This window comes from Enterobacter sp. GD03975 (genome assembly GCF_029838645.1).
Taxonomy (GTDB): Bacteria; Pseudomonadota; Gammaproteobacteria; order Enterobacterales; family Enterobacteriaceae; genus Enterobacter; species Enterobacter quasihormaechei.
The window spans coordinates 681,376-698,950 of sequence record NZ_JAOBZC010000001.1 but is presented as its reverse complement, the minus strand read 5'-3'; the positions used below and the strand labels follow the sequence as shown (position 1 = coordinate 698,950).

Annotated in this window: 35 protein-coding genes; 22 read left to right on the top strand and 13 right to left on the bottom strand. The window is 52.2% G+C overall.

The genetic code is table 11. The features are described 5' to 3' along the window. Nucleotides 1–20: 20 nt before the first annotated feature. The 9 genes from N5C09_RS03350 to N5C09_RS03310 form a co-directional block, all read right to left on the bottom strand. Nucleotides 21–518, bottom strand: a complete 498-nt coding sequence (locus tag N5C09_RS03350) for a single-stranded DNA-binding protein (RefSeq protein ID WP_279748440.1) — start codon at nucleotides 516–518, stop codon at nucleotides 21–23. After that, on the bottom strand, nucleotides 519–1,244 hold the full coding sequence (locus tag N5C09_RS03345; RefSeq protein ID WP_279748439.1) for a Rad52/Rad22 family DNA repair protein: 726 nt from the start codon (nucleotides 1,242–1,244) through the stop codon (nucleotides 519–521). It abuts the gene before it with no gap. Then, on the bottom strand, nucleotides 1,241–1,399 hold the full coding sequence (locus N5C09_RS03340; protein ID WP_157959561.1) for a hypothetical protein: 159 nt from the start codon (nucleotides 1,397–1,399) through the stop codon (nucleotides 1,241–1,243). The genes N5C09_RS03345 and N5C09_RS03340 overlap by 4 nt, the downstream gene beginning before the upstream one ends. Further along, nucleotides 1,396–1,593, bottom strand: a complete 198-nt coding sequence (locus N5C09_RS03335) for a hypothetical protein (protein WP_001303341.1) — start codon at nucleotides 1,591–1,593, stop codon at nucleotides 1,396–1,398. The genes N5C09_RS03340 and N5C09_RS03335 overlap by 4 nt, the downstream gene beginning before the upstream one ends. Before the next feature lie 8 nt (nucleotides 1,594–1,601). Next, entirely contained in the window at nucleotides 1,602–2,573 is a 972-nt protein-coding gene (locus N5C09_RS03330; protein ID WP_279748438.1) for a hypothetical protein, read from the bottom strand. Nucleotides 2,574–2,643: 70 nt separating this feature from the next. Next, complete coding sequence (locus N5C09_RS03325; RefSeq protein ID WP_279748437.1) at nucleotides 2,644–2,853, bottom strand: cell division protein FtsZ; 210 nt, start codon at nucleotides 2,851–2,853, stop codon at nucleotides 2,644–2,646. Continuing rightward, nucleotides 2,850–3,008 carry a hypothetical protein gene (locus N5C09_RS03320; RefSeq protein WP_023294196.1) on the bottom strand — a complete coding sequence of 53 codons (159 nt, stop codon included), beginning with the start codon at nucleotides 3,006–3,008 and terminating at the stop codon, nucleotides 2,850–2,852. Before N5C09_RS03320 ends, N5C09_RS03325 begins: the two co-directional genes overlap by 4 nt. Before the next feature lie 167 nt (nucleotides 3,009–3,175). Further along, nucleotides 3,176–3,556 (bottom strand): hypothetical protein, encoded by a 381-nt coding sequence (locus N5C09_RS03315; RefSeq protein WP_058648079.1) that lies wholly within the window; start codon nucleotides 3,554–3,556, stop codon nucleotides 3,176–3,178. A 386-nt stretch (nucleotides 3,557–3,942) separates the two neighbouring features. After that, the gene (locus tag N5C09_RS03310; RefSeq protein ID WP_062938841.1) at nucleotides 3,943–4,695 is read right to left on the bottom strand and encodes a LexA family transcriptional regulator; all 753 of its coding nucleotides are present in this window, start codon (nucleotides 4,693–4,695) and stop codon (nucleotides 3,943–3,945) included. A gap of 41 nt (nucleotides 4,696–4,736) precedes the next feature. Here N5C09_RS03310 and N5C09_RS03305 point away from each other — a divergent pair, with 41 nt between their 5' ends. The 16 genes from N5C09_RS03305 to N5C09_RS03230 all read left to right on the top strand — a co-directional run bounded on the left by N5C09_RS03305 (nucleotide 4,737) and on the right by N5C09_RS03230 (nucleotide 12,092). Further along, nucleotides 4,737–4,970 (top strand): hypothetical protein, encoded by a 234-nt coding sequence (locus tag N5C09_RS03305; protein WP_063436901.1) that lies wholly within the window; start codon nucleotides 4,737–4,739, stop codon nucleotides 4,968–4,970. 17 nt (nucleotides 4,971–4,987) lie between these two features. Continuing rightward, nucleotides 4,988–5,530, top strand: a complete 543-nt coding sequence (locus N5C09_RS03300; protein ID WP_279748436.1) for a toxin YdaT domain-containing protein — start codon at nucleotides 4,988–4,990, stop codon at nucleotides 5,528–5,530. Nucleotides 5,531–5,615: 85 nt separating this feature from the next. Beyond that, on the top strand, nucleotides 5,616–6,524 hold the full coding sequence (locus tag N5C09_RS03295) for a replication protein (protein WP_279748435.1): 909 nt from the start codon (nucleotides 5,616–5,618) through the stop codon (nucleotides 6,522–6,524). Beyond that, nucleotides 6,521–7,210, top strand: a complete 690-nt coding sequence (locus tag N5C09_RS03290) for a replication protein P (RefSeq protein ID WP_279748434.1) — start codon at nucleotides 6,521–6,523, stop codon at nucleotides 7,208–7,210. The genes N5C09_RS03295 and N5C09_RS03290 overlap by 4 nt, the downstream gene beginning before the upstream one ends. A gap of 1 nt (nucleotide 7,211) precedes the next feature. Further along, on the top strand, nucleotides 7,212–7,511 hold the full coding sequence (locus N5C09_RS03285; RefSeq protein WP_023300409.1) for a hypothetical protein: 300 nt from the start codon (nucleotides 7,212–7,214) through the stop codon (nucleotides 7,509–7,511). Then, entirely contained in the window at nucleotides 7,508–7,738 is a 231-nt protein-coding gene (locus N5C09_RS03280; RefSeq protein WP_088567135.1) for a hypothetical protein, read from the top strand. The genes N5C09_RS03285 and N5C09_RS03280 overlap by 4 nt, the downstream gene beginning before the upstream one ends. Further along, nucleotides 7,735–8,070, top strand: coding sequence for an ead/Ea22-like family protein (locus N5C09_RS03275; RefSeq protein ID WP_279748433.1), 336 nt, complete (start codon nucleotides 7,735–7,737; stop codon nucleotides 8,068–8,070). Before N5C09_RS03280 ends, N5C09_RS03275 begins: the two co-directional genes overlap by 4 nt. Continuing rightward, nucleotides 8,067–8,651, top strand: a complete 585-nt coding sequence (locus N5C09_RS03270) for a DUF551 domain-containing protein (protein WP_279748432.1) — start codon at nucleotides 8,067–8,069, stop codon at nucleotides 8,649–8,651. Before N5C09_RS03275 ends, N5C09_RS03270 begins: the two co-directional genes overlap by 4 nt. Nucleotides 8,652–8,954: 303 nt before the next feature. After that, nucleotides 8,955–9,203 carry a DNA polymerase III subunit theta gene (locus N5C09_RS03265; RefSeq protein WP_279748431.1) on the top strand — a complete coding sequence of 83 codons (249 nt, stop codon included), beginning with the start codon at nucleotides 8,955–8,957 and terminating at the stop codon, nucleotides 9,201–9,203. Next, on the top strand, nucleotides 9,200–9,835 hold the full coding sequence (locus tag N5C09_RS03260) for a hypothetical protein (protein WP_279748430.1): 636 nt from the start codon (nucleotides 9,200–9,202) through the stop codon (nucleotides 9,833–9,835). The genes N5C09_RS03265 and N5C09_RS03260 overlap by 4 nt, the downstream gene beginning before the upstream one ends. 203 nt (nucleotides 9,836–10,038) lie before the next feature. Continuing rightward, nucleotides 10,039–10,488: a recombination protein NinB gene (locus N5C09_RS03255; RefSeq protein ID WP_279748429.1), complete on the top strand. Its 450-nt coding sequence runs from the start codon at nucleotides 10,039–10,041 to the stop codon at nucleotides 10,486–10,488. Further along, nucleotides 10,481–10,651 (top strand): NinE family protein, encoded by a 171-nt coding sequence (locus tag N5C09_RS03250; protein ID WP_279748428.1) that lies wholly within the window; start codon nucleotides 10,481–10,483, stop codon nucleotides 10,649–10,651. Before N5C09_RS03255 ends, N5C09_RS03250 begins: the two co-directional genes overlap by 8 nt. Next, entirely contained in the window at nucleotides 10,644–10,934 is a 291-nt protein-coding gene (locus tag N5C09_RS03245; RefSeq protein WP_183516217.1) for a DUF1364 domain-containing protein, read from the top strand. The genes N5C09_RS03250 and N5C09_RS03245 overlap by 8 nt, the downstream gene beginning before the upstream one ends. Beyond that, nucleotides 10,931–11,293 carry a crossover junction endodeoxyribonuclease RusA gene (rusA, locus tag N5C09_RS03240; RefSeq protein WP_279748427.1) on the top strand — a complete coding sequence of 121 codons (363 nt, stop codon included), beginning with the start codon at nucleotides 10,931–10,933 and terminating at the stop codon, nucleotides 11,291–11,293. The genes N5C09_RS03245 and rusA overlap by 4 nt, the downstream gene beginning before the upstream one ends. Further along, complete coding sequence (locus tag N5C09_RS03235; RefSeq protein ID WP_096216938.1) at nucleotides 11,290–11,406, top strand: hypothetical protein; 117 nt, start codon at nucleotides 11,290–11,292, stop codon at nucleotides 11,404–11,406. Before rusA ends, N5C09_RS03235 begins: the two co-directional genes overlap by 4 nt. After that, nucleotides 11,403–12,092 carry a bacteriophage antitermination protein Q gene (locus N5C09_RS03230; RefSeq protein ID WP_279748426.1) on the top strand — a complete coding sequence of 230 codons (690 nt, stop codon included), beginning with the start codon at nucleotides 11,403–11,405 and terminating at the stop codon, nucleotides 12,090–12,092. The genes N5C09_RS03235 and N5C09_RS03230 overlap by 4 nt, the downstream gene beginning before the upstream one ends. 101 nt (nucleotides 12,093–12,193) lie before the next feature. Here the strand turns inward: N5C09_RS03230 and N5C09_RS03225 are convergent, their stop codons facing one another. Genes N5C09_RS03225 through N5C09_RS03215 form a run of 3 tightly spaced genes read right to left on the bottom strand, consistent with a single transcriptional unit; the run spans nucleotide 12,194 to nucleotide 13,062 of the window. Then, nucleotides 12,194–12,370 carry a hypothetical protein gene (locus N5C09_RS03225; RefSeq protein ID WP_154606603.1) on the bottom strand — a complete coding sequence of 59 codons (177 nt, stop codon included), beginning with the start codon at nucleotides 12,368–12,370 and terminating at the stop codon, nucleotides 12,194–12,196. A gap of 14 nt (nucleotides 12,371–12,384) precedes the next feature. Beyond that, nucleotides 12,385–12,819, bottom strand: a complete 435-nt coding sequence (locus N5C09_RS03220; protein WP_058688617.1) for an antitoxin HicB — start codon at nucleotides 12,817–12,819, stop codon at nucleotides 12,385–12,387. Between the two features lie 60 nt (nucleotides 12,820–12,879). Beyond that, complete coding sequence (locus N5C09_RS03215) at nucleotides 12,880–13,062, bottom strand: type II toxin-antitoxin system HicA family toxin (protein ID WP_058688618.1); 183 nt, start codon at nucleotides 13,060–13,062, stop codon at nucleotides 12,880–12,882. Between the two features lie 158 nt (nucleotides 13,063–13,220). Between N5C09_RS03215 and N5C09_RS03210 the strand changes: the two genes are divergently transcribed. The 4 genes from N5C09_RS03210 (at nucleotide 13,221) to N5C09_RS03195 (ending at nucleotide 14,903) form a co-directional block, all read left to right on the top strand. After that, nucleotides 13,221–13,526 (top strand): phage holin family protein, encoded by a 306-nt coding sequence (locus tag N5C09_RS03210; RefSeq protein WP_122008274.1) that lies wholly within the window; start codon nucleotides 13,221–13,223, stop codon nucleotides 13,524–13,526. After that, nucleotides 13,513–13,953 (top strand): lysozyme, encoded by a 441-nt coding sequence (locus N5C09_RS03205; RefSeq protein WP_279748425.1) that lies wholly within the window; start codon nucleotides 13,513–13,515, stop codon nucleotides 13,951–13,953. Before N5C09_RS03210 ends, N5C09_RS03205 begins: the two co-directional genes overlap by 14 nt. Further along, nucleotides 13,950–14,432: a lysis protein gene (locus N5C09_RS03200; RefSeq protein ID WP_279748424.1), complete on the top strand. Its 483-nt coding sequence runs from the start codon at nucleotides 13,950–13,952 to the stop codon at nucleotides 14,430–14,432. Before N5C09_RS03205 ends, N5C09_RS03200 begins: the two co-directional genes overlap by 4 nt. A gap of 63 nt (nucleotides 14,433–14,495) precedes the next feature. Beyond that, nucleotides 14,496–14,903, top strand: coding sequence for a hypothetical protein (locus N5C09_RS03195; RefSeq protein ID WP_032648644.1), 408 nt, complete (start codon nucleotides 14,496–14,498; stop codon nucleotides 14,901–14,903). 103 nt (nucleotides 14,904–15,006) lie between these two features. On the opposite strand, the gene N5C09_RS03190 is transcribed toward N5C09_RS03195, so the two are convergent. After that, nucleotides 15,007–15,528, bottom strand: a complete 522-nt coding sequence (locus N5C09_RS03190; RefSeq protein ID WP_123912597.1) for a hypothetical protein — start codon at nucleotides 15,526–15,528, stop codon at nucleotides 15,007–15,009. A 21-nt stretch (nucleotides 15,529–15,549) separates the two neighbouring features. On the opposite strand from N5C09_RS03190, the gene N5C09_RS03185 reads away from it, so the two are divergent. Beyond that, nucleotides 15,550–16,065 (top strand): terminase small subunit, encoded by a 516-nt coding sequence (locus N5C09_RS03185; protein WP_279748423.1) that lies wholly within the window; start codon nucleotides 15,550–15,552, stop codon nucleotides 16,063–16,065. Then, the gene (locus N5C09_RS03180; protein WP_279748422.1) at nucleotides 16,065–17,537 is read left to right on the top strand and encodes a terminase; all 1,473 of its coding nucleotides are present in this window, start codon (nucleotides 16,065–16,067) and stop codon (nucleotides 17,535–17,537) included. The genes N5C09_RS03185 and N5C09_RS03180 overlap by 1 nt, the downstream gene beginning before the upstream one ends. Nucleotides 17,538–17,575: the final 38 nt, after the last annotated feature.

Below are 17,575 nucleotides of genomic sequence, written 5' to 3'. Positions count from 1 at the left end.
TCTCCTGACCGGGAGATGGTTCAAAAGGGTATATCGTCGTCGAAGTCCATTGGCGGTTCGTTAGATGGGGCGGGTTCCGACTGCTGCTGTGCGCGAGACCGTGCGCCGCCGCTGAATTGATTTCCGCCATGCGTTTGGCTGCCACCTGCTGGTGCCGCTCCACCGCCCTGACGGCCACCAAGCATCTGCATTGTTCCGCCGACGTTTACCACCACCTCCGTGGTGTACTTCTCGACGCCAGCCTGATCTGTCCATTTGCGGGTGCGCAGCTGGCCTTCGATATAAACCTGAGAGCCTTTACGCAGATATTCACCAGCTACCTCTGCCAGCTTTCCGAACAGAACGACGCGGTGCCATTCCGTTTGCTCTTTCTGTTCACCAGTGGCTTTATCTCGCCATGAGTCTGATGTCGCCAGCGTCAGACTGCACACTGAGCCGCCGGATGGCAGGTAACGTACCTCGGGGTCTTGCCCGAGGTTACCGACGAGGATCACTTTGTTTACGCCTTTGCTAGCCATTTACGCCACCTGTTTAAGTTCTTTGAGTCGAATGCCAGTAACGTCTTTGCATTTGTTCTGGTGCTCAGTAAATCCGTTAAGCAATTTCCATGTGTCTTCATAGCGATGCTTAAGCCGATCGCTATCGTTTTCAGAGCCAGCGTATGCAGAGAATTCGGAGAGAATTTTGTCCGCATCCACGGACTGATGTGCCTGGTCTGGCTGCTGGTGACCATCATGCGGTTTTTGGTCATGCTCCATTGGTGTTCCTGAAGGCAATGCCCATCCCGGTAGAGCAGGCGCCTTCCAGTAGAAAACACCAACCTCTTTTGATTTGGCGTACTGGAACCCGGGCGCGCGCGTTGCAGAAACCACTGCGAAGCCTTCTTCCAGGTTGTAGAGGTAACGACCGATCCCCCATTGCACAGCGGCGCGTTTCATGGCACCAGAGCGACCACCTTTCACAGCTTCAACCTGTGTGTTTTCTGCGGCGTCCCACTTGGTGATCCACTCGCCTTCAACTTTGATGGAAATACCGCACTCAACGCCGCCATTGTTCGGAATATCGCGGTATTCGTTACGCCAGCCAGCCTTACCGCATACTTCATCCAGCCGCTTCATGATTGCGCGGTTAGTTACGTAAGCCAGCACCTTGGCCCAGATTCCGTTATTGTTTTTCCCCGCCTGCTGAATGCGCCACTCAATATCCTTACTGGCAAATGGCGCATCTAATTCATCAAGGTTCATGTGTAATTCCCCGCAAATTCATCCCAGCTAATGACCGGGTTCTGCCGCTCGGCGGCCAGGTTAACTGGCTCGTCATCACCCTCCGGCTTTTCCGGCAGTACGTCGCGCATAAGGCGCAGGAATGACTCTTCATCCCACCGTTCTGCCGCCGTCATGCTGCGCGCTCCTGATGAGTGATGACGTAACCCTGCTCAGCCAGCCACTCGATGACTTCTGCGCCGTCGAGCTGGGGGAGGACGTCACGGGTTTTAACGGTACCGGCCAGCACAACGCCTTCCATCTCAACTTTGATGGTGTTGTGTGGGCCAACAGATGTGCGCATGTCTACGCACTCGCATGTGATATTCATGATTCACCTCAATAATGAATTTTTGCGCAGGGGATCAGGTCATCTTTGAGGGCGGTAAGCACTTCGATAGCCTGCTCGCGGGTTAAGCTGGTGTGGCTGGTGAGCGCGTTAACGATGTTGGTGCCGACCGTCTTGCGGTGCTTCACGTCAGCTTCACGTTTTGCCTGCTCATCGGCGATGCGCTTCTGCTCAGCCAGACGGGCTTCTTCTGCCTGTTTTGCCTTGAGGCGCTCAGCTTCAACCGCCGCGGCCTTTTCGCGTTCCGCCCGTGCTTCCGCTTCTTGCTTTTCACGCGCCGCCCGCTGTTCCGCTTCAATGCGCTGGCGTTCCGCCAGTTCAGCGCGGGATTTCTCTTCGGCTTCACGGCGCGCTGCGGCCTCAATCTCCGCTTTGTGCTCCGCTTCAGCATCGCGGCGGGCTTGTTCTGCTGCTTCGCGCTTAATGCGCTCTTCGTGCTCACGCTGTGCCTGTTCCACCTGTCGGCGCTGCTCTTCGCGGTCACGGTCAAACCTGTCATTCATCAGCAAAGCCATTTCGTGGTCTGCCTCGATCTGCGCGGCACGCTGGCGGTCAAACTCTTCGTTCATCACCAACGCCTCTTCGTGCATAGCGTTCCAGGCTTCTTCCACCCGGATTCGTTCCTGCTCGGCTTCCCATTCGGTTAGAGGACGGCGCACTTCATCCTTAAGCGCGTCCAGCCGCTCACGCACAATGCGGCGGCTTTCGTCGATCTGCTTAGGCAAGGCTTTAAGCTCAGCAACCAGATCCTTGCCCGCGTTGTCGATGTAGGTTTTGGAACGGGCAACCTTATGTGCCATGGATGCGATAGCGTCGCGGCCTTTACGGGTCGACACATCCGGCACCAGGCTGCGAGCTTCTTTCTCGATAGCCTCAATAATCGGGTCGAGCTGCTCTTTGGTGGTGAATACCGCCATTGCGTTCTGTTTCTCAATGACGACTAAGTCCGTTACTTCGCTCATGGTTTCTCCTGAAATTTGGATGTGCAGATCCCGCCCGCAGAAAGCCAGGCCGATCGGTTGAATAGGGTGGTTAGTGCTGGATAGGGTTGCCGTGACCGTCCAGAAGAACGTCAATCACGCAGTCACTGAGGCGGATGATTTCTGCATCGGTGTGCAGGTACACACATTTGCGCTCCTGAATGACCGCTGAGACTCGATAGGTGCGGCCTTCATGCATTGCCATCATGCCGGGCGTGACGCACTGACGAATGAGCGGTGTGGTGCCGTAGTGGTTGATCATACCTTCACCTCAACCTGCTCCAGGAGGCCAGCGATATGCATCTGCCAGCGGTTAAGCGTCAGCTTGTCGCGCGGTGCCGATACCGACGTCAGCTGCCACTCGTTATCGTTGAGCTTTTTGGCGGTGTATTGCTTGCCGTTGTGGGTGACTGTCATAAATCCTCTTGGCCTTATCGCGGCGAACGGAACGGTTAACACAAGACTTCAACGCATTTTTCTGTGTTTCAATGGGCGGTGGATGGCCGCCAGTTGTCATAACTAAGCCGCCTCGGTGAAGCGACTGAGGTATGAAAAAGGCCGCCTAAGCGACCTTGGATTCACAATTATTTGGTGAGGTCCTGAACCTCCAGAATGAAACTTTCGGCTGGCTCGTTGAATTGCTGCATCTGGTCGATGACAAACAGTTCCAAATATTCACCGAACTCACCATTAGTGGAGATAATGAGGTGGTCAGGGTACTGAGGGTTACCGTAGTTATCGATTTGCCAAAGGATGGCCGGGAAAGTGTCAACATTGGAAAGCTCGTTCTGCTCGAACACGCCGCCAAACATATTCATTGGACGACGATCAAAGTGGCCAGTTGCATTGATACCCACGCGGACGAAGGGACTAAACGCCTTGGCTTTTTCAACGTTGACTTCAACTGCCAACTGGTTAATTGCGATTTTCTTGGCAGACAGGAACACATTTTCAAACTGGCTCATAACTTCTCCTTGGTTTATTAAAGGACCATCTCTTGGTCCGTTGTGTTGATTTAACAGCAACCCCTAATCAGGAGTTGCTGGTAAATCGTGTTGCCATAATTGCCGCTCCTCCTGAGCCCGCCTATGGTCCGACGCATGGTTTACTGTCGCGCCGTTCGACTGACCGAATCTCCACTTCGCCGCTGGCTAACTTCGCTCAGCTGTCGATGTTTCGTTTCGATGGGGTAAATTTAGCGTGATGCTAAATTATGCGCAATAGCAAAATGCTAAATCATTGAGTGGTTTTATTTAGCGTATTGATTAATAAGAGATTAAAAATTTACATGGCAGGAATTAAGGACGTAAAAAAGCCCGCACGATGGCGGGCTTGAGGGGTTTGTGTGAGGTTATGGGATGTTTAGTATTTTGGCATCAACCACAACGCCGATAATTTTGCAGTTTCCATTAACCTCTAGCATTGGATATGCGGGGTTAAGTGGCTTAAGGAAGCGTCTGCCGGCATCGATTACAAGCTTCTTAAATGTCGCTTCGTTATCGCCTTCCAGCTTTGCGACAACCAGCTTCCCGTTGCGCGGTTCGACTTCAGGATCAACAAGTATCGCTGCTCCCTCTGGTATGCTCAGTCCGGCTGGGGAGGTCATAGAATCCCCTTTAACGTCCAGCCAGAATGAATCTTCTGAGCAGTCAACAGTCGTGTCATACCAGCGATCTATCGCTCTTCGGTGATAAGGTTCTACAGCTTCCATCCATTGCCCCGCGCTTACCCAGCTGATTACAGGATAACTTCCTTTTGTCTCGTTCAGCCCTCGAAATGCAACGTTCGAAGGTTCTTCACTGGCGTGCAAAACATCCATCCAGCCAAAAGGCAGATTAAGCGCAGTTTCAATTTTGCGAGCCATCTTATCGCCGATATTGCGATGAGGGTTTGGTCCCAGTAGCTGGCTAAGCGCAGCAGGACTTGTCTCAATGAGCTCGGCGAACTGCGCCTTGGTCATTCCAGACTCGTGCTGACGCTTGTCGTACAGCGCTTCCAGGTTGGCTTTTCTGATTTCTTTATTTTCCATACCTGCATTGTTACTGCTTTTAGCAAAATGATAAATGTGCAAATTGCTAAATGATGCTTGCGTAGTATTTAGCATAACGCTAAACTCCAAATCAAACGACTCACCCGGAGACACCAATGAGCACTGAACTACACCGCTGGCGCAAGGCCGCCACTACCGACGAATGGGCGCAGCTCGCAAAGTTGGCTAACACGACGCCAGGTTACCTGGACCAGATTGCCTACGGAAATCGCCGGGCATCTCCAGAAATGGCATCGGCTATCGAGAAAGGCACGAAGAATTTTCACCGCCAGGCTCCGGTCCTCAAAGAAAGCCTGGTATTCACATCGCCGCGTGATACTGCGGCCTAACCACGAAAGGGAAAGCAATGCATTCACTTGCGTATCAACACAATACCGGAATACACCCGGGAGCGATGATAAACCGCGCTCAACCTAAAGCGGCGCCAGGCCACGAAAAGATCCGCGATGCGGTCCGTGCATGGTCGTCGGCGCTGGACAATCAGGACGTCGTTTCGGCGCTGATCATCAACGAATACCGGGAGCAGGGCGGGACCGCCATCAGCTTCCCGGAAGACATCAGCAGGGCGCGCCAGAAACTTTTTCGCTTTCTGGATAACCGTTTCGACTCAGAGCAGTACCGCGAGAACGTGCGCCAGTTGACGCCGGCAATCATGGCCGTTCTGCCTCTGGAGTATCGCAACCGCCTGGCGCCGCAGAACGACACGATGTCGCTGATCGCCTCTGCGATGAAAGAGTGTGCCGAGGCTAAGCAGGCCGTGCTGCTGGACGCTCCAGAGCATCAGAAGCTGAAAGAGGTAAGCGAGGGTATAGCGTCGCTGTTCCGCCTCATGCCGGAGCAGGTAAGGCCGTTGATGACGATGGTGACGTCGATGCTGGGGGTTATGTGAGAGGCACCAGAAAAGAAAAAGCCCTTGAAGCGGTAACTTCAAAGGCCTTCCAAACACTGTGTTACGCCAAGTAACGGGAGTAAGTATGTCAAACACCGCTGAAATAATCAATTTCCCAAATAAAACCGAACAACCGGGAGGTCGTATGGCCGACCTGTCGAACGGGTATACCAAGGTCGCTAACGAGATCCAACAGCTTAAGCCTCGCCTGAGACTGTCAGGCCGGGAATGGCAATGTTTTGAGGCGGTGATCTGGCTTACCTACGGCTGGAACAAGAAACAGGACCGAGTGACAAATACGGTTATTGCCGAGCTTACGGGCCTGAGCGATACCCATGTATCGGACGCGCTTAAGTCTCTCGCAGAACGCAAAATCATCTTTTCACAGAAGCAGGGCATGATGAAAATCGTCGGTGTAAACACTGACCTTTCAGCCTGGATTTTAGACAAACGGGAAACGGGAAGAAAATTCCCGAAAACGGGAAAATCCTTCCCGAAATCAGGAATAACCTTCCCGAAAACGGTAGACACCCAATACAAGAACAAGAACAGTATTAAAAGATCTTCGTCCGAGAATTCTGACGAATCCTCCGACGCACGTCTGAAGAAATTTTTATCAGCTCATCCTGAAGCTTCGGTCTACACCCCATCCGGTGCGAAGTGGGGATCGGCTGAAGACCTCAAAACCGCCCAGTGGATATCTGCCAGAGTGAAGCAGATTAACCCAACCTGCAAAGCCCCGGACATGACCTCCTGGTCTAACACCGTTCGCCTGATGCGCCAGATAGACAACCGGTCGCACCAGGACATCTGCGCGCTGTATGACTGGGCCAGCAAACACCACTTCTGGCAGACCAACATCCTCAGCCCGGAAAGCCTGCGTAAGCAGTGGGACAAGCTGACAATGCAGCGCAATGCTGGTGGCGAGCAGCGCGCCGCTAAGCCGGATCTGGACTTCAACAACACTGACTGGGCCTATGAGGTGATGCGATGAAATCTCTTGCAGAGCAGATGCGTAACCACGACCGCGAGCAGATGAGCCGCATGGCTCATAACCTGCCAGAGCAGTATCAGGAACGCGCACCGGTCGAGCAGGTGGCTCAAGTGTTCAACGGACTGTTCAACCAGCTGCGTGCCGCGTTCCCGGCCAGCATGGCGAACTTCCGCACCCAGGACGACCTGAACGAATTCCGCCGTCAGTGGCTACTGGCGTTCCAAGAGAACGGGATCCACACCATGGCTCAGGTCGATGCCGGTATGCGCATTGCCCGCCGCCAGGAGCGACCATTCCTGCCGTCGCCGGGCCAGTTCGTCGCCTGGTGCAAACAGAGCGGCGGAGCGCTGGGCGTCAACGTTGACCAGGTGATCGCCGAATACTGGGACTGGCGTAACCGTTCGTTCGAATTCACATCCAGCGAACAATTCCCCTGGTCGCAGCCGGTCATGTACCACATCTGCGTTGAACTGCGTCATCGCAGCACAGAGCGCCAGTTGACTCATGGTGAACTGGCACGCGAGGCGGGCGATCTGCTGGATATGTGGGAGAAGCGCGTCACCGAGGGTAAGCCAGTACCGCCGGTACGCCGGGCAATTGCAGCGCCTGCAACAGAGCATGGGCCAACGCCGATCCAGCTGCTTCAGGCCAAGTACAACCGCAACAAGTCGAACGGGATGGTGTGAGATGAAAGGCAAACAGGCAATTCTGCGTTATCTCGAAACGCACCGGACCTTCACCGCGAAGGATGTGGCCACAGAATGCGGTATGACGATCAACTGCATCACGAAGAACGCTATCGACCTGGAGCGGGCCCGCAAGATTGTCCGGGTGAGCAAGGTCTGGCGAACGGTGACTTATCGCCTGGCGACGCCGGAAGAGCAGGACGGCACCGCGCGCAGCTGCACCAACGGAATATTTCAGGAGTGCCGCAACAGCGCGGCTATGAAGCGAGTATTGATGGTTTGGGGGAGGGTAGGGGTATGAAACTGAAAATGCACACGCCGGACGGATCGGTGATTGTCGAAAGTAACCTGGTAACGCAGTTCTACCCTGATTTCGAAAGCGGCGGCGAGCTGACCACCATCGAAACGGTATCGGCCATAGGAGAAACTTTCTCGGTGAAAGTAAAGCACTCGTTTATGCAGGTGACTTGCGCACTGGCTACAGCCTGGAGCGTTGACGAAAAGAAAGCAGAAGGAGCAGCCCAATGAGCAACATCGACAAACAGGATCTGCGCCTAACAGCAGAAAAGGCGAAAGATAACTTCATGCCGAACTTCATGGTACAAACTCGCGATTTACTGGCACTGCTGGATGAGCTGGAAGCCGCAGAGAAGCGGATTACTGAGCTGGAGGCGCGGGAGAAATCGCTTCGCACTGTGGGGGTAATGAGTCAGAAGGCCTTCCAGCGGCTTGAGGGCAGAGAATCGCGGTTCATAGCTCTGTGGCCTCGCCCTGAAATTTACCTTCCGCGTAAACGCCCTGATGACGGCGTGATTGTTTATGCCCGCGTAGCTGGCGCTGGGAAAGGAGAGGCATCATGATCATCCTTACCAAAGAATGGCTGCTCAAGACCATCACTGAGCTTGAAGAAGAGCGCGATGCGACGCCCGGCGCAGTAAACGAAGATGCAGCCCGGGCACTGGCTGCGATGAAGATCGCGCTGGCATCGCTCGAAGCGGAGGAATCAGTACCGGATGAGCTAGAGGAAACGCGCTGTGGCGGGATAAGAAAATGCATTGCTGCATTAAGGTATCACCATAAACGCGCTGAAACTTGCTCCAATGGCTACACCGGTTCGACGCTTGAGGAAGATACCTTGAAAAGTATTAACTTTCTCAAGAGAAACAACATCGCCGCGATGCTTCAGGGTGCCAATGACAACTCTCCGGTGATTCAGGATGGTTGGGTGGCTTGCAGTGAGCGGATGCCAGGCATCGGCACAGAGATATTCTATTTCTGCCAAGATGATGGCCTGAGGGATTGCGGGATTGTTAGTTCATCCAATTTCAGCGGCAAAGGCGACGCAGAACTCTACGTTCATGCTGAAGGCTATGACCTGTGTTTCGGCGTAGACATAACCCACTGGATGCCACTGCCAGCAGCGCCGAATAGTGGTGACTAATATACCATTTCTTTACACAAGCTTCTCGTTTAGGCTAATTCAAATGAATCAAATAAGCATTAATGAGGATGGGGTATGAGTTGTCCAAAATGCGGGAAATACAGCATTTCGAAAGAGAAGACAATCAGGGGTTGGTCTGGTGACTACATATGTAACTATTGTGGGTATAGTGACGATAAAGAAGCCTTTGATAAAGAAACCGTTACCGGCATTGATACTAAAAGCGCGAAAAGTGACGTAGGCAAAAACAAAAAGTAGCCATCAAAATGTATAATACCTCTCAATGCATAAGAGGTATTCATTATGCCTGATTTCAACATAGCAGCAAAGAGCCAGGAAGAGCGCGACAAGGTTAACGTTGATTTGGCGGCCTCCGGAGTGGCGTACAAAGAGCGCCTGAACATGCCTGTTATCGCTGAGGTGGTAATGCGCGAGCAGCCCGAGCATTTGCGCGATTACTTCCTTGAGCGTTTGCGCTATTACCGTGAGCAAAGCATCTCTTTGCCAAAAGCATTTGACCCTCAATATCTCAAACAGGAGGAAGGTAAGTGAAATTTTCTCGAATAGAACAAAGCCCAGCTATAGACAAGGGAAACTACGTGAAAATAGATCATGACTTTGGCTATTTTTTAGATTCAAGCAAAATGGAAAAGATAGCTGATTTTGAAGACGAGTCGGCAGCCTTGTTGAAGCTCATGCTTATTCATGAAGATTTCCTTAGGGTGGTGATTGAAAACCTGAGGCCAGAAGGCTCTGATAACTACAATTCGATCAAAAATTACAAATACTTCGCTTCAAAATTATCTGCTGCTGTTCTCCTTGGGCTACCAATCTCATTGGCGGATGCAATGAAAGAACTTAATAACATCCGCAACAAGTATGCTCATAAGATTGAGTATGAAATTACTGACGAAGAAGTGGATAAACTCGCAGAAACGATCAAGACCATCAAGTTAGAAGAGATAAATCATGGTGGCTATATTCACCAAATCATAGAACCAATCTTACAGGATGGTATCTACGCAGTCGCCCTAATAAAAAACCTTCCGACTAACCTAGAGGCCAATAGGCGTCGTATTTGCAAACTGGTTGCAAGTGCACACTGTATGAGTTTGCTCGGTGCTTTTTGGTTAATTAATACCCTCCACGTTAAGGATAAGCTCAAACTTTCCAAGTCTGAATAGCCCAAAACGATTGCTGCTGCAAAATTGATTTTCCACAATCAACCCGCCATAATGAAGTCGCAGTCGGCTTGAACACCCGGCGGTGACTTCTGCGCATTTAAGGGGACTTAAATGCGACCACAATCTGAACTCCTCACCTTGTCACAGATGCTTAGCGGCACCTGCGATTTTCTGCATTCTGCGGTTTCCGTTAAGGAGGCCGTATGAAGCAGCACTACTGCATCGTTAACGACACCGTTAAAGACAACCTCATCGCGTACATTCGCACCCTTCCAGTAAACCCTCGCACGCCGATGGTCGTTGAAGCCAGGGAAGAGACGCGCACTGACAAGCAAAACCGCTTGATGTGGCCGTTGTTGAAAGACCTGTCTGACCAAGTTGTCTGGCACGGCGAAAAGCTTACCCGCGAAGAATGGAAGGACCTCATCACCGTTCTGGTGAATCAGACTCAGGACCAGGAGCAGAAGTCCGCGCCGGGCATCAACGGCGGCCGTGTTTATTTCGGCGTCCGCACATCCAAATCCAGCAAGCGCTACATGGTCGATGTTATCGAGGCGATTTACTGGTTCGGTACCGACCGCGGCGTGAAGTTCTCCGAGGCATCCAGTAAGCGCATCTCCTGGGCGCAAGAGTGGAGGGCTTCCCGTGGGTAGTCCTCTCGCACGCGTCATCACCAATGAAATCTTCCGCGTTCCTGCGCGCCGCAAGCGTAAGGCCGCGGTAAAGCCGTCCGACATCCCGACCTTGAAAGGCTACACCGCCCGCCTGGTGGATCAGAAATGGCTGCGTCTCGCAGCACGGAGGAACCATGGCTAATTTATGCAAAGCGGCACGCGGCCGCGAATGTCAGGTGCGGATCCCCGGCGTATGCAACGGAAATCCTGAAACCTCAGTACTGGCTCACATTCGTCTTGCTGGCCTCTGCGGGACCGGAATCAAGCCGCCTGACCTGATCGCCACCATCGCATGCAGCAGTTGCCACGACGAGATTGATCGCCGCACTCTCCTGGTAGATGCCGAATATGCAAAGGAGTGCGCGCTGGAGGGCATGGCCCGCACACAGGTTATCTGGCTGAAAGAGGGGCTCGTAAAAGCATGAATGAATATCGCATCAGCCTCCCGTGGCCACCGAGCAACAACCGCTACTACCGACATAACCGCGGGCGTACGCACATCAGCGCAGAAGGGAATGCGTACCGCGACAGCGTTGCCAGAATTATCAAAGGCTCAATGCTGGATATCGGCCTGGCAAACCCCGTTAAAATCCGTATCGAGTGCCACATGCCGGATCGCCGCCGCCGAGACTTGGACAATCTGCCAAAGGCAGCGTTCGACGCCCTGACGAAATCCGGGTTCTGGCTCGATGACCAGCAGGTCGACTACTACAGCGTGAAGAGGATGCCAATCGTCAAAGGCGGCAGGCTTGAACTGACCATCACCGAACTGGAGGCCGAATGAACCACACAGACTTCCTGCGGTACCAGGCAGAAAGCGTTAAGCGCGCCAGCATGCCACCAGTAGCAAAGCACAGCCAGACCAAAACCAACCAGCCACATAAGGAAGCCGCATGAACAGCCAGCAACTGGAATACGTACGTCAGCAGCTCATTGTGGCGACCGCAGACCTCAGCGGGGCGACGAAAGGGCAGCTGGTAGCCTTCGCCGAAAACGCACAATTCACCGCGACGGCGCGCAGCCGGGGCCGGAAGAAAATCACCGATCCGGTCACGGGCCGAAAAGTTAACCCTGATGGCCCGGCGATAAGCGGCAGTCAGTCCCGCGCTAAGGGATCATCCATCGCTCTGGTGGGGCCGGTGGAGTTCGTGACAGCATCATGGCGCCGCGCTGTCCTGTCGCTGGATGACCACCAGAAAGCTTGGCTGCTGTGGAACTACAGCGAAAACGTTAGGTTTGAGCACCAGGTGGCGATCACTCAGTGGGCGTGGGCGAAGTTCCAGGAGCAGCTCGGCGCGAAGAAGGTGGCGGGCAAGACGATGGAGCGCTTGAAGAATCTGATATGGCTGGCGGCGCAGGACGTCAAAGCGGAGCTGGCTGGGCGTGAGACGTACGAATATCAGGCGCTGGCGTCGCTGGTTGGCGTAACACCAAAGAACTGGTCAGAGACGTTTACGGACCGCTGGGTTGAGATGCGGCGCATCTTCCTGCGCCTGGACAGCGGTGCTTTATTGCAGGTTACGCGATCACGTTCACAACAAAAGGCGACAAATTTCGATAGAACTCTTGCAAAACTGGATTGAAACGCTTATATTTCATGTAAATCTGATATTATGCCAATGTTATATAAACTGGTGTTATAAACAAATTCAAGCCACTGGTTAATGCCGGTGGCTTTTTCATTCTACTTTTTGCTGAACAAGCCTAAGAACGCGAAAATAGCAGCAATAACGCATAACCCGGCTGCCCAGTAATTCTCTGTGTTCGCAAGCTCTTGAGTTGGAGCCTTACTTGACAGGTGCCACATTAAAGCGGAACCCAATGCAAAGATTGCAGCCAGCACTCCCATTGTTTTTGCCATAAAATTCTCTTTTCCTATTTAGTTAATTTGATGATGCTGACTGAGGTCTCATATCCAAGAAGATATAAAGCCTGCTCCAGTGTCTCAACTTTTGATGCGTGGCTAACATCCAGCAGGCGGTCAATCTGTGGACCTTTCTGGTTCAGCTTCCTAGCCAGATCAGCCTTGCGCGTTCCTGTGCTGATCATCGCGTTATGCAACGCTGCTTTCAGGCAAATTAGCACAGGGAGATGAATAACAATATCTTCTTCTTGCGCAACTGAAGGTTCTGGCACAGGTATGCGGGAATCAATCAGATCTCCAATCATTGCAATAATGCCATCGCGGGCTTCCAGCTCGATGTCATCCTCTGTTAAAGCAACAGAGTGCAGATTGTTAAAGTCACGGTAAGCGATTTCGTATTGGCCCGTATCTTCATCGAAAGATACAGTAGCCGGATATTTAAACATATGCCTGGCCTCTTCGGTTATGGTCTCAATGACCGGATTCAGTGTCGAAAAGGGTGGGGCTTAAAGCCCCAGATCCTTGATTATCGATTTTCTTGTTCCCTCTGGTATCTCCTTAGAGCCATGGAAGGGGAATATGGACATCCTTCCGTTGATTGTTGCTTTTCGGTGGCTACCCCCGCCTCTGGCATTTTCAATCGTGACTCCTTGGGACTTTAACCAGCGAAGGAACTCGCTGTATTTCACTGAACCCTCCTGTTTGTTGACTATGTAATCATAATAACATAAAAGTTTAAAAAGACAACATAAATGTTGTCTTTTTTTGGCGCTCATATCCAGATTGGATGAATTGTAAACACTAAAACACAGCACCCCGTTAATTCGGAGGTGATATGGCTAAACGTATGCAAGATAAAGAAAGCATTGCCGGAGTGTCATGGCTTATTGTCCTTGCTCTGTCATGCTGGGGCGGCCTGGTCCGATACCTTATTGACGTTAAGCAGAACAAGGCCACCTGGAGCTGGATCAACGCACTGGCGCAGATCGCAGTGTCCGGATTTACCGGTCTCATTGGTGGCCTGATCAGCGTTGAAAGCGGGCTTAGCCTTTACATGATTCTGGTTACGTCTGGCATTAGCGGAGCGATGGGCTCCGTGGCGCTGACGTATTTCTGGGAACGCCTGACGGGGATGAAGAATGCAAACCAGTGATAAAGGCATTGCCCTGATCAAACAGTTCGAAGGCTGTAAACTAACCGCCTATCAGGACAGCGTCGGCATCTGGACGATCGGCTATGGCTGGACTCAGCCTGTCGACGGAAAACCAATCCGCGCCGGGATGACGATTAAGCAGGAAACAGCAGAACGTCTGCTGAAGACCGGGCTGGTCAGCTATGAAAACGACGTGTCCCGCCTGGTCAAAGTTGGCCTGACTCAGGGGCACTTCGACGCCCTGATGTCGTTCACGTACAACCTCGGCGCCAGGTCGCTGTCGACATCGACTCTTCTGCGAAAACTCAACGCCGGTGATTACGCTGGCGCTGCCGATGAGTTTCTGCGCTGGAATAAAGCTGGCGGTAAAGTCCTGAACGGTCTGACCCGTCGGCGTGAGGCGGAGCGCGCTCTGTTCCTGTCTTGATTGGCGCGCTGTTAAGGCGTTACTGGTTGCAGTTGCTGGTGATGGCGTTAATCGGTGTGCTGGCGTTCTTGGTGAACCACTACCGCGACACCGCCATCACCTACAAAGACCAGCGCGATAAAGCCACTGAACAGCTCAGCCTGGCGAACGCCACCATTAAAGACATGCAGACCCGCCAGCGCGATGTCGCTGCGCTGGATGCCAAATACACGAAGGAATTGTCCGATGCGAAAAAAACCATTGAGCGTCTGCATAGCGATGTCATTGCTGGCCGTAAGCGGCTGCTGCTCAATGCAAAATGTCCCGCGAACGGACCGACCAGCACCGGCGGCATGGGCGATGCTTCCGGCCCCAGACTTACTGACTCCGCTGAACGGGATTATTTCATCCTCAGAGAGCGAATCGTCGCAGTGACGAAGCAGGTCGGGTATCTGCAGGACTATCTCAAGACGCAATGTATTACATATCCATTAAATTGATATGAACGCCACAAAATATTCTCAAAGTTTGGTACATTATTATTTTTGGATAAGGAGATAATAATGCGAACAGATCTTGAATACTTAAAGGGAATGCTCTCTGTATTCCTCAACTCAGATAGCACATTCATTACCACAATTCAGCTTAGCGAAGCTGGATATGACATTGGATCTGAGAAGGGGATGTTTCACTACATGCAATTGATTGAGCAAGGTTTTATAAGTAATAGGAATATGGAAACTCGTGACCCCAGACGTTTGGGGTACATGTATCACTTAGGTGGTATGGCAACAATTGACGTGGACATCAGACTAACTACAGACGGTCAAGATTTTGCTACAGCGCTTGACAGTAAAGATGTTTTTGCACGATTGAAAGAGATAAGTAACGAACCGCTTGCTGTCATGAAGGATGTAGGTGTAGAGCTTTTAAAATCCTACGCAAAAAAGAAATTCGGTCTTTCAGATTAACCGCCTCAGGGCTGTTTTTTATTGCCATCGCAATGGGCAGCCCCACCGTAGTGTCATAATCATAAGTACAAATGAAGACTAGTGAACTAGAGGGGGCACAAAGTTAACTTACTCGCCTTCCAACCGTTACTGGCAGCGGTAAAACATATTCCCAAAGCGGATCATCCCTAAAGGTGGAACTACTCCAGTACAATCTAAGGATATCCGTATAAACAAGGTTGGTCGTGTTATTAGCTAAGATAGACATGTCGCCGCGGTGGATGTTATCGCTTGCGGTTGAAACTTCGTTAATCACACAATTAGGGAACTCAGGTAATAACTTCTCCCTGAAGGCTTGAGCATCTTCGAGATTGTCCCATGCAAAAACAGATTGATACCTTGACGGTTTGGAGGCGAAAAACGAACGTCTGAAGAGCTCAAGAGAAAGGTCTATAGCTACACTTTTATCAGCCGCTAATGCCGATGGGTTGGTGCAATACACCAAGCCATGTGGAGACAGCCCGCCTGGCGCCAGCATATTAAGAACCTGAATGAAATCACTGGGGATATCTTCAGGGGATGTTAAGGTAATGGTATCGCCTTCCGAATACGCATTTATTCGATCTACACGAAAATAAGTGGTCATCTTTCGTCCCAAGGAAAAGCAATGGCACTCACAGACAAACAAGAAATGTTCTGTCGCGAGTACCTCATCGATTTAAACGCCACGCAAGCGGCTATTCGGGCGGGGTACAGCGCAAAGACAGCTAACCGTACTGCATCCGAAAACATGTCAAAACCTGACGTCCAGTCCAGAATCGCCGAACTTAAAGCGAAGCGCAACGAGGATGTATCTATCAATGCCCAGTATGTCCTCAATCGCCTTGTGGAAATAGACCAGATGGACGTGCTGGACATCCTGACCTCGACCGGAGAGTTGAAGCCGGTTTCTCAGTGGCCGAAGGTCTGGAGGACGACGCTATCCGGGCTGGATGTCGTTGAGATGTCAGCCGAGGGGAACACAGCCGCGCTGCTCAAGAAGATAAAGTGGCCTGATAAGGTAAAGAACCTCGAGCTGATTGGTAAGCATATCGACGTCCAGGCATTCCGTGAGCAGGTGAAAACAGAGCACGTTGTTGATTCAATATCTGACCTGATGGATTCACTGTCTCAGGGGGCGTAATGAAACCTGAGCACCTCAAGCTGCTGGCTGACAAAGACTGGCGGTTGAACAACCTCTACTGGATTACCGACAAAGAGGGAAAGCCGACGCGGTTCAGGATGACGCCTGAGCAGCGGGAGTACTTCGAGGGGATCCACACCCGCAACATCATCCTGAAAGCTCGTCAGCTCGGCTTCACCACAGAGGTATGCATCATCCAGCTCGACGCAGCCCTGTTCGAGTCGGCCAAGTGCGCGCTGATTGCCCACACGCTGAATGACGCAAAGCGTTTGTTCCGAGAAAAGGTGAAGTACGCATACGACAAGCTGCCGGCAGAGATAAAGGCAGCCAACCCAGCCAGCAATGACTCTTCTGGAGAGCTCGTTTTTAAGAAGGGCGGATCACTCTACGTTAGCACGTCATTTCGTGGCGGCACGTTGCGTTACCTGCACGTTTCCGAGTTCGGGAAGATATGCGCCAAGTATCCTGACAAAGCCCGTGAGATCGTCACTGGTGCGTTTGAGGCGGTATCGACTGGATGCTTCGCTACCATCGAAAGCACAGCAGAGGGCCGGGCGGGTTACTTCTTCGATTACTGCCAGGCGGCAGAGAAAGCACTGTTGCAGAGTAAGCCCTTATCCGCACTGGACTGGAAGTTTTTCTTCTTCTCCTGGTGGAAGAACCCGCAGTACGCAATCGACCCAGTTGAATCGCTGCCGGCGCGCCTGCTTGAGTACTTCGCCGAGATGGAGGCTAAGCACGGCGTAGTCGTCAACGAACGCCAGAAAGCCTGGTACTACGCCAAAGAGAAAACGCTCGGCGATGACATGAAGCGAGAATACCCGACCATTCCGGCCGAGGCGTTCCAGCAGTCGGTCGAGGGCGCGTACTACGCCAAACAATTCCGCTGGCTCTATACCAACAAGCGGATCGGCCAAATCCCTGATAACTCGCACCTCCCGGTACACACGTTCTGGGATATCGGTGTGGGTGACTCAACGGCGATCTGGTTCGTTCGCGAGGTTGGCGAAGAGTTCCATATCATCGACTACTACGAAAACTCTGGTGAAGGCCTGCGGCACTACATGAAGGTGCTGAAAGACCGCGGCTACGAGTACGGCGAGCACTGGGGGCCGCACGACATTGAAAACCGCGAATTCGGTGCCGACGCAAAATCGCGCAAAGAGCTTGCGCAGGAAGGCTATGAAATCGACGGCCAGGTGTACTCGATGACCTTCAATGTTGTTCCGAAAACGGGTGTCGATACCGGCATTGAGTCGGTGCGTGAAATTCTCCCGTCCTGCGTCTTCGATGAGGAGAAATGTGCCGAGGGCATATCTCACCTCGAAGGCTACCGCAAGGAGTGGGACGACAAGCGCGGATGCTGGAAAGACAAACCGCTTCATGACTTCACATCACACGGTGCTGACGGCTTCCGTTACTTTGCAGTAGCGAAGAACAACCACAAGCAGGTCGGCGCAGTATTCTTCTAAGGAGCTCATCAGTGAGTGAAATAAGCACCGGGGAACAG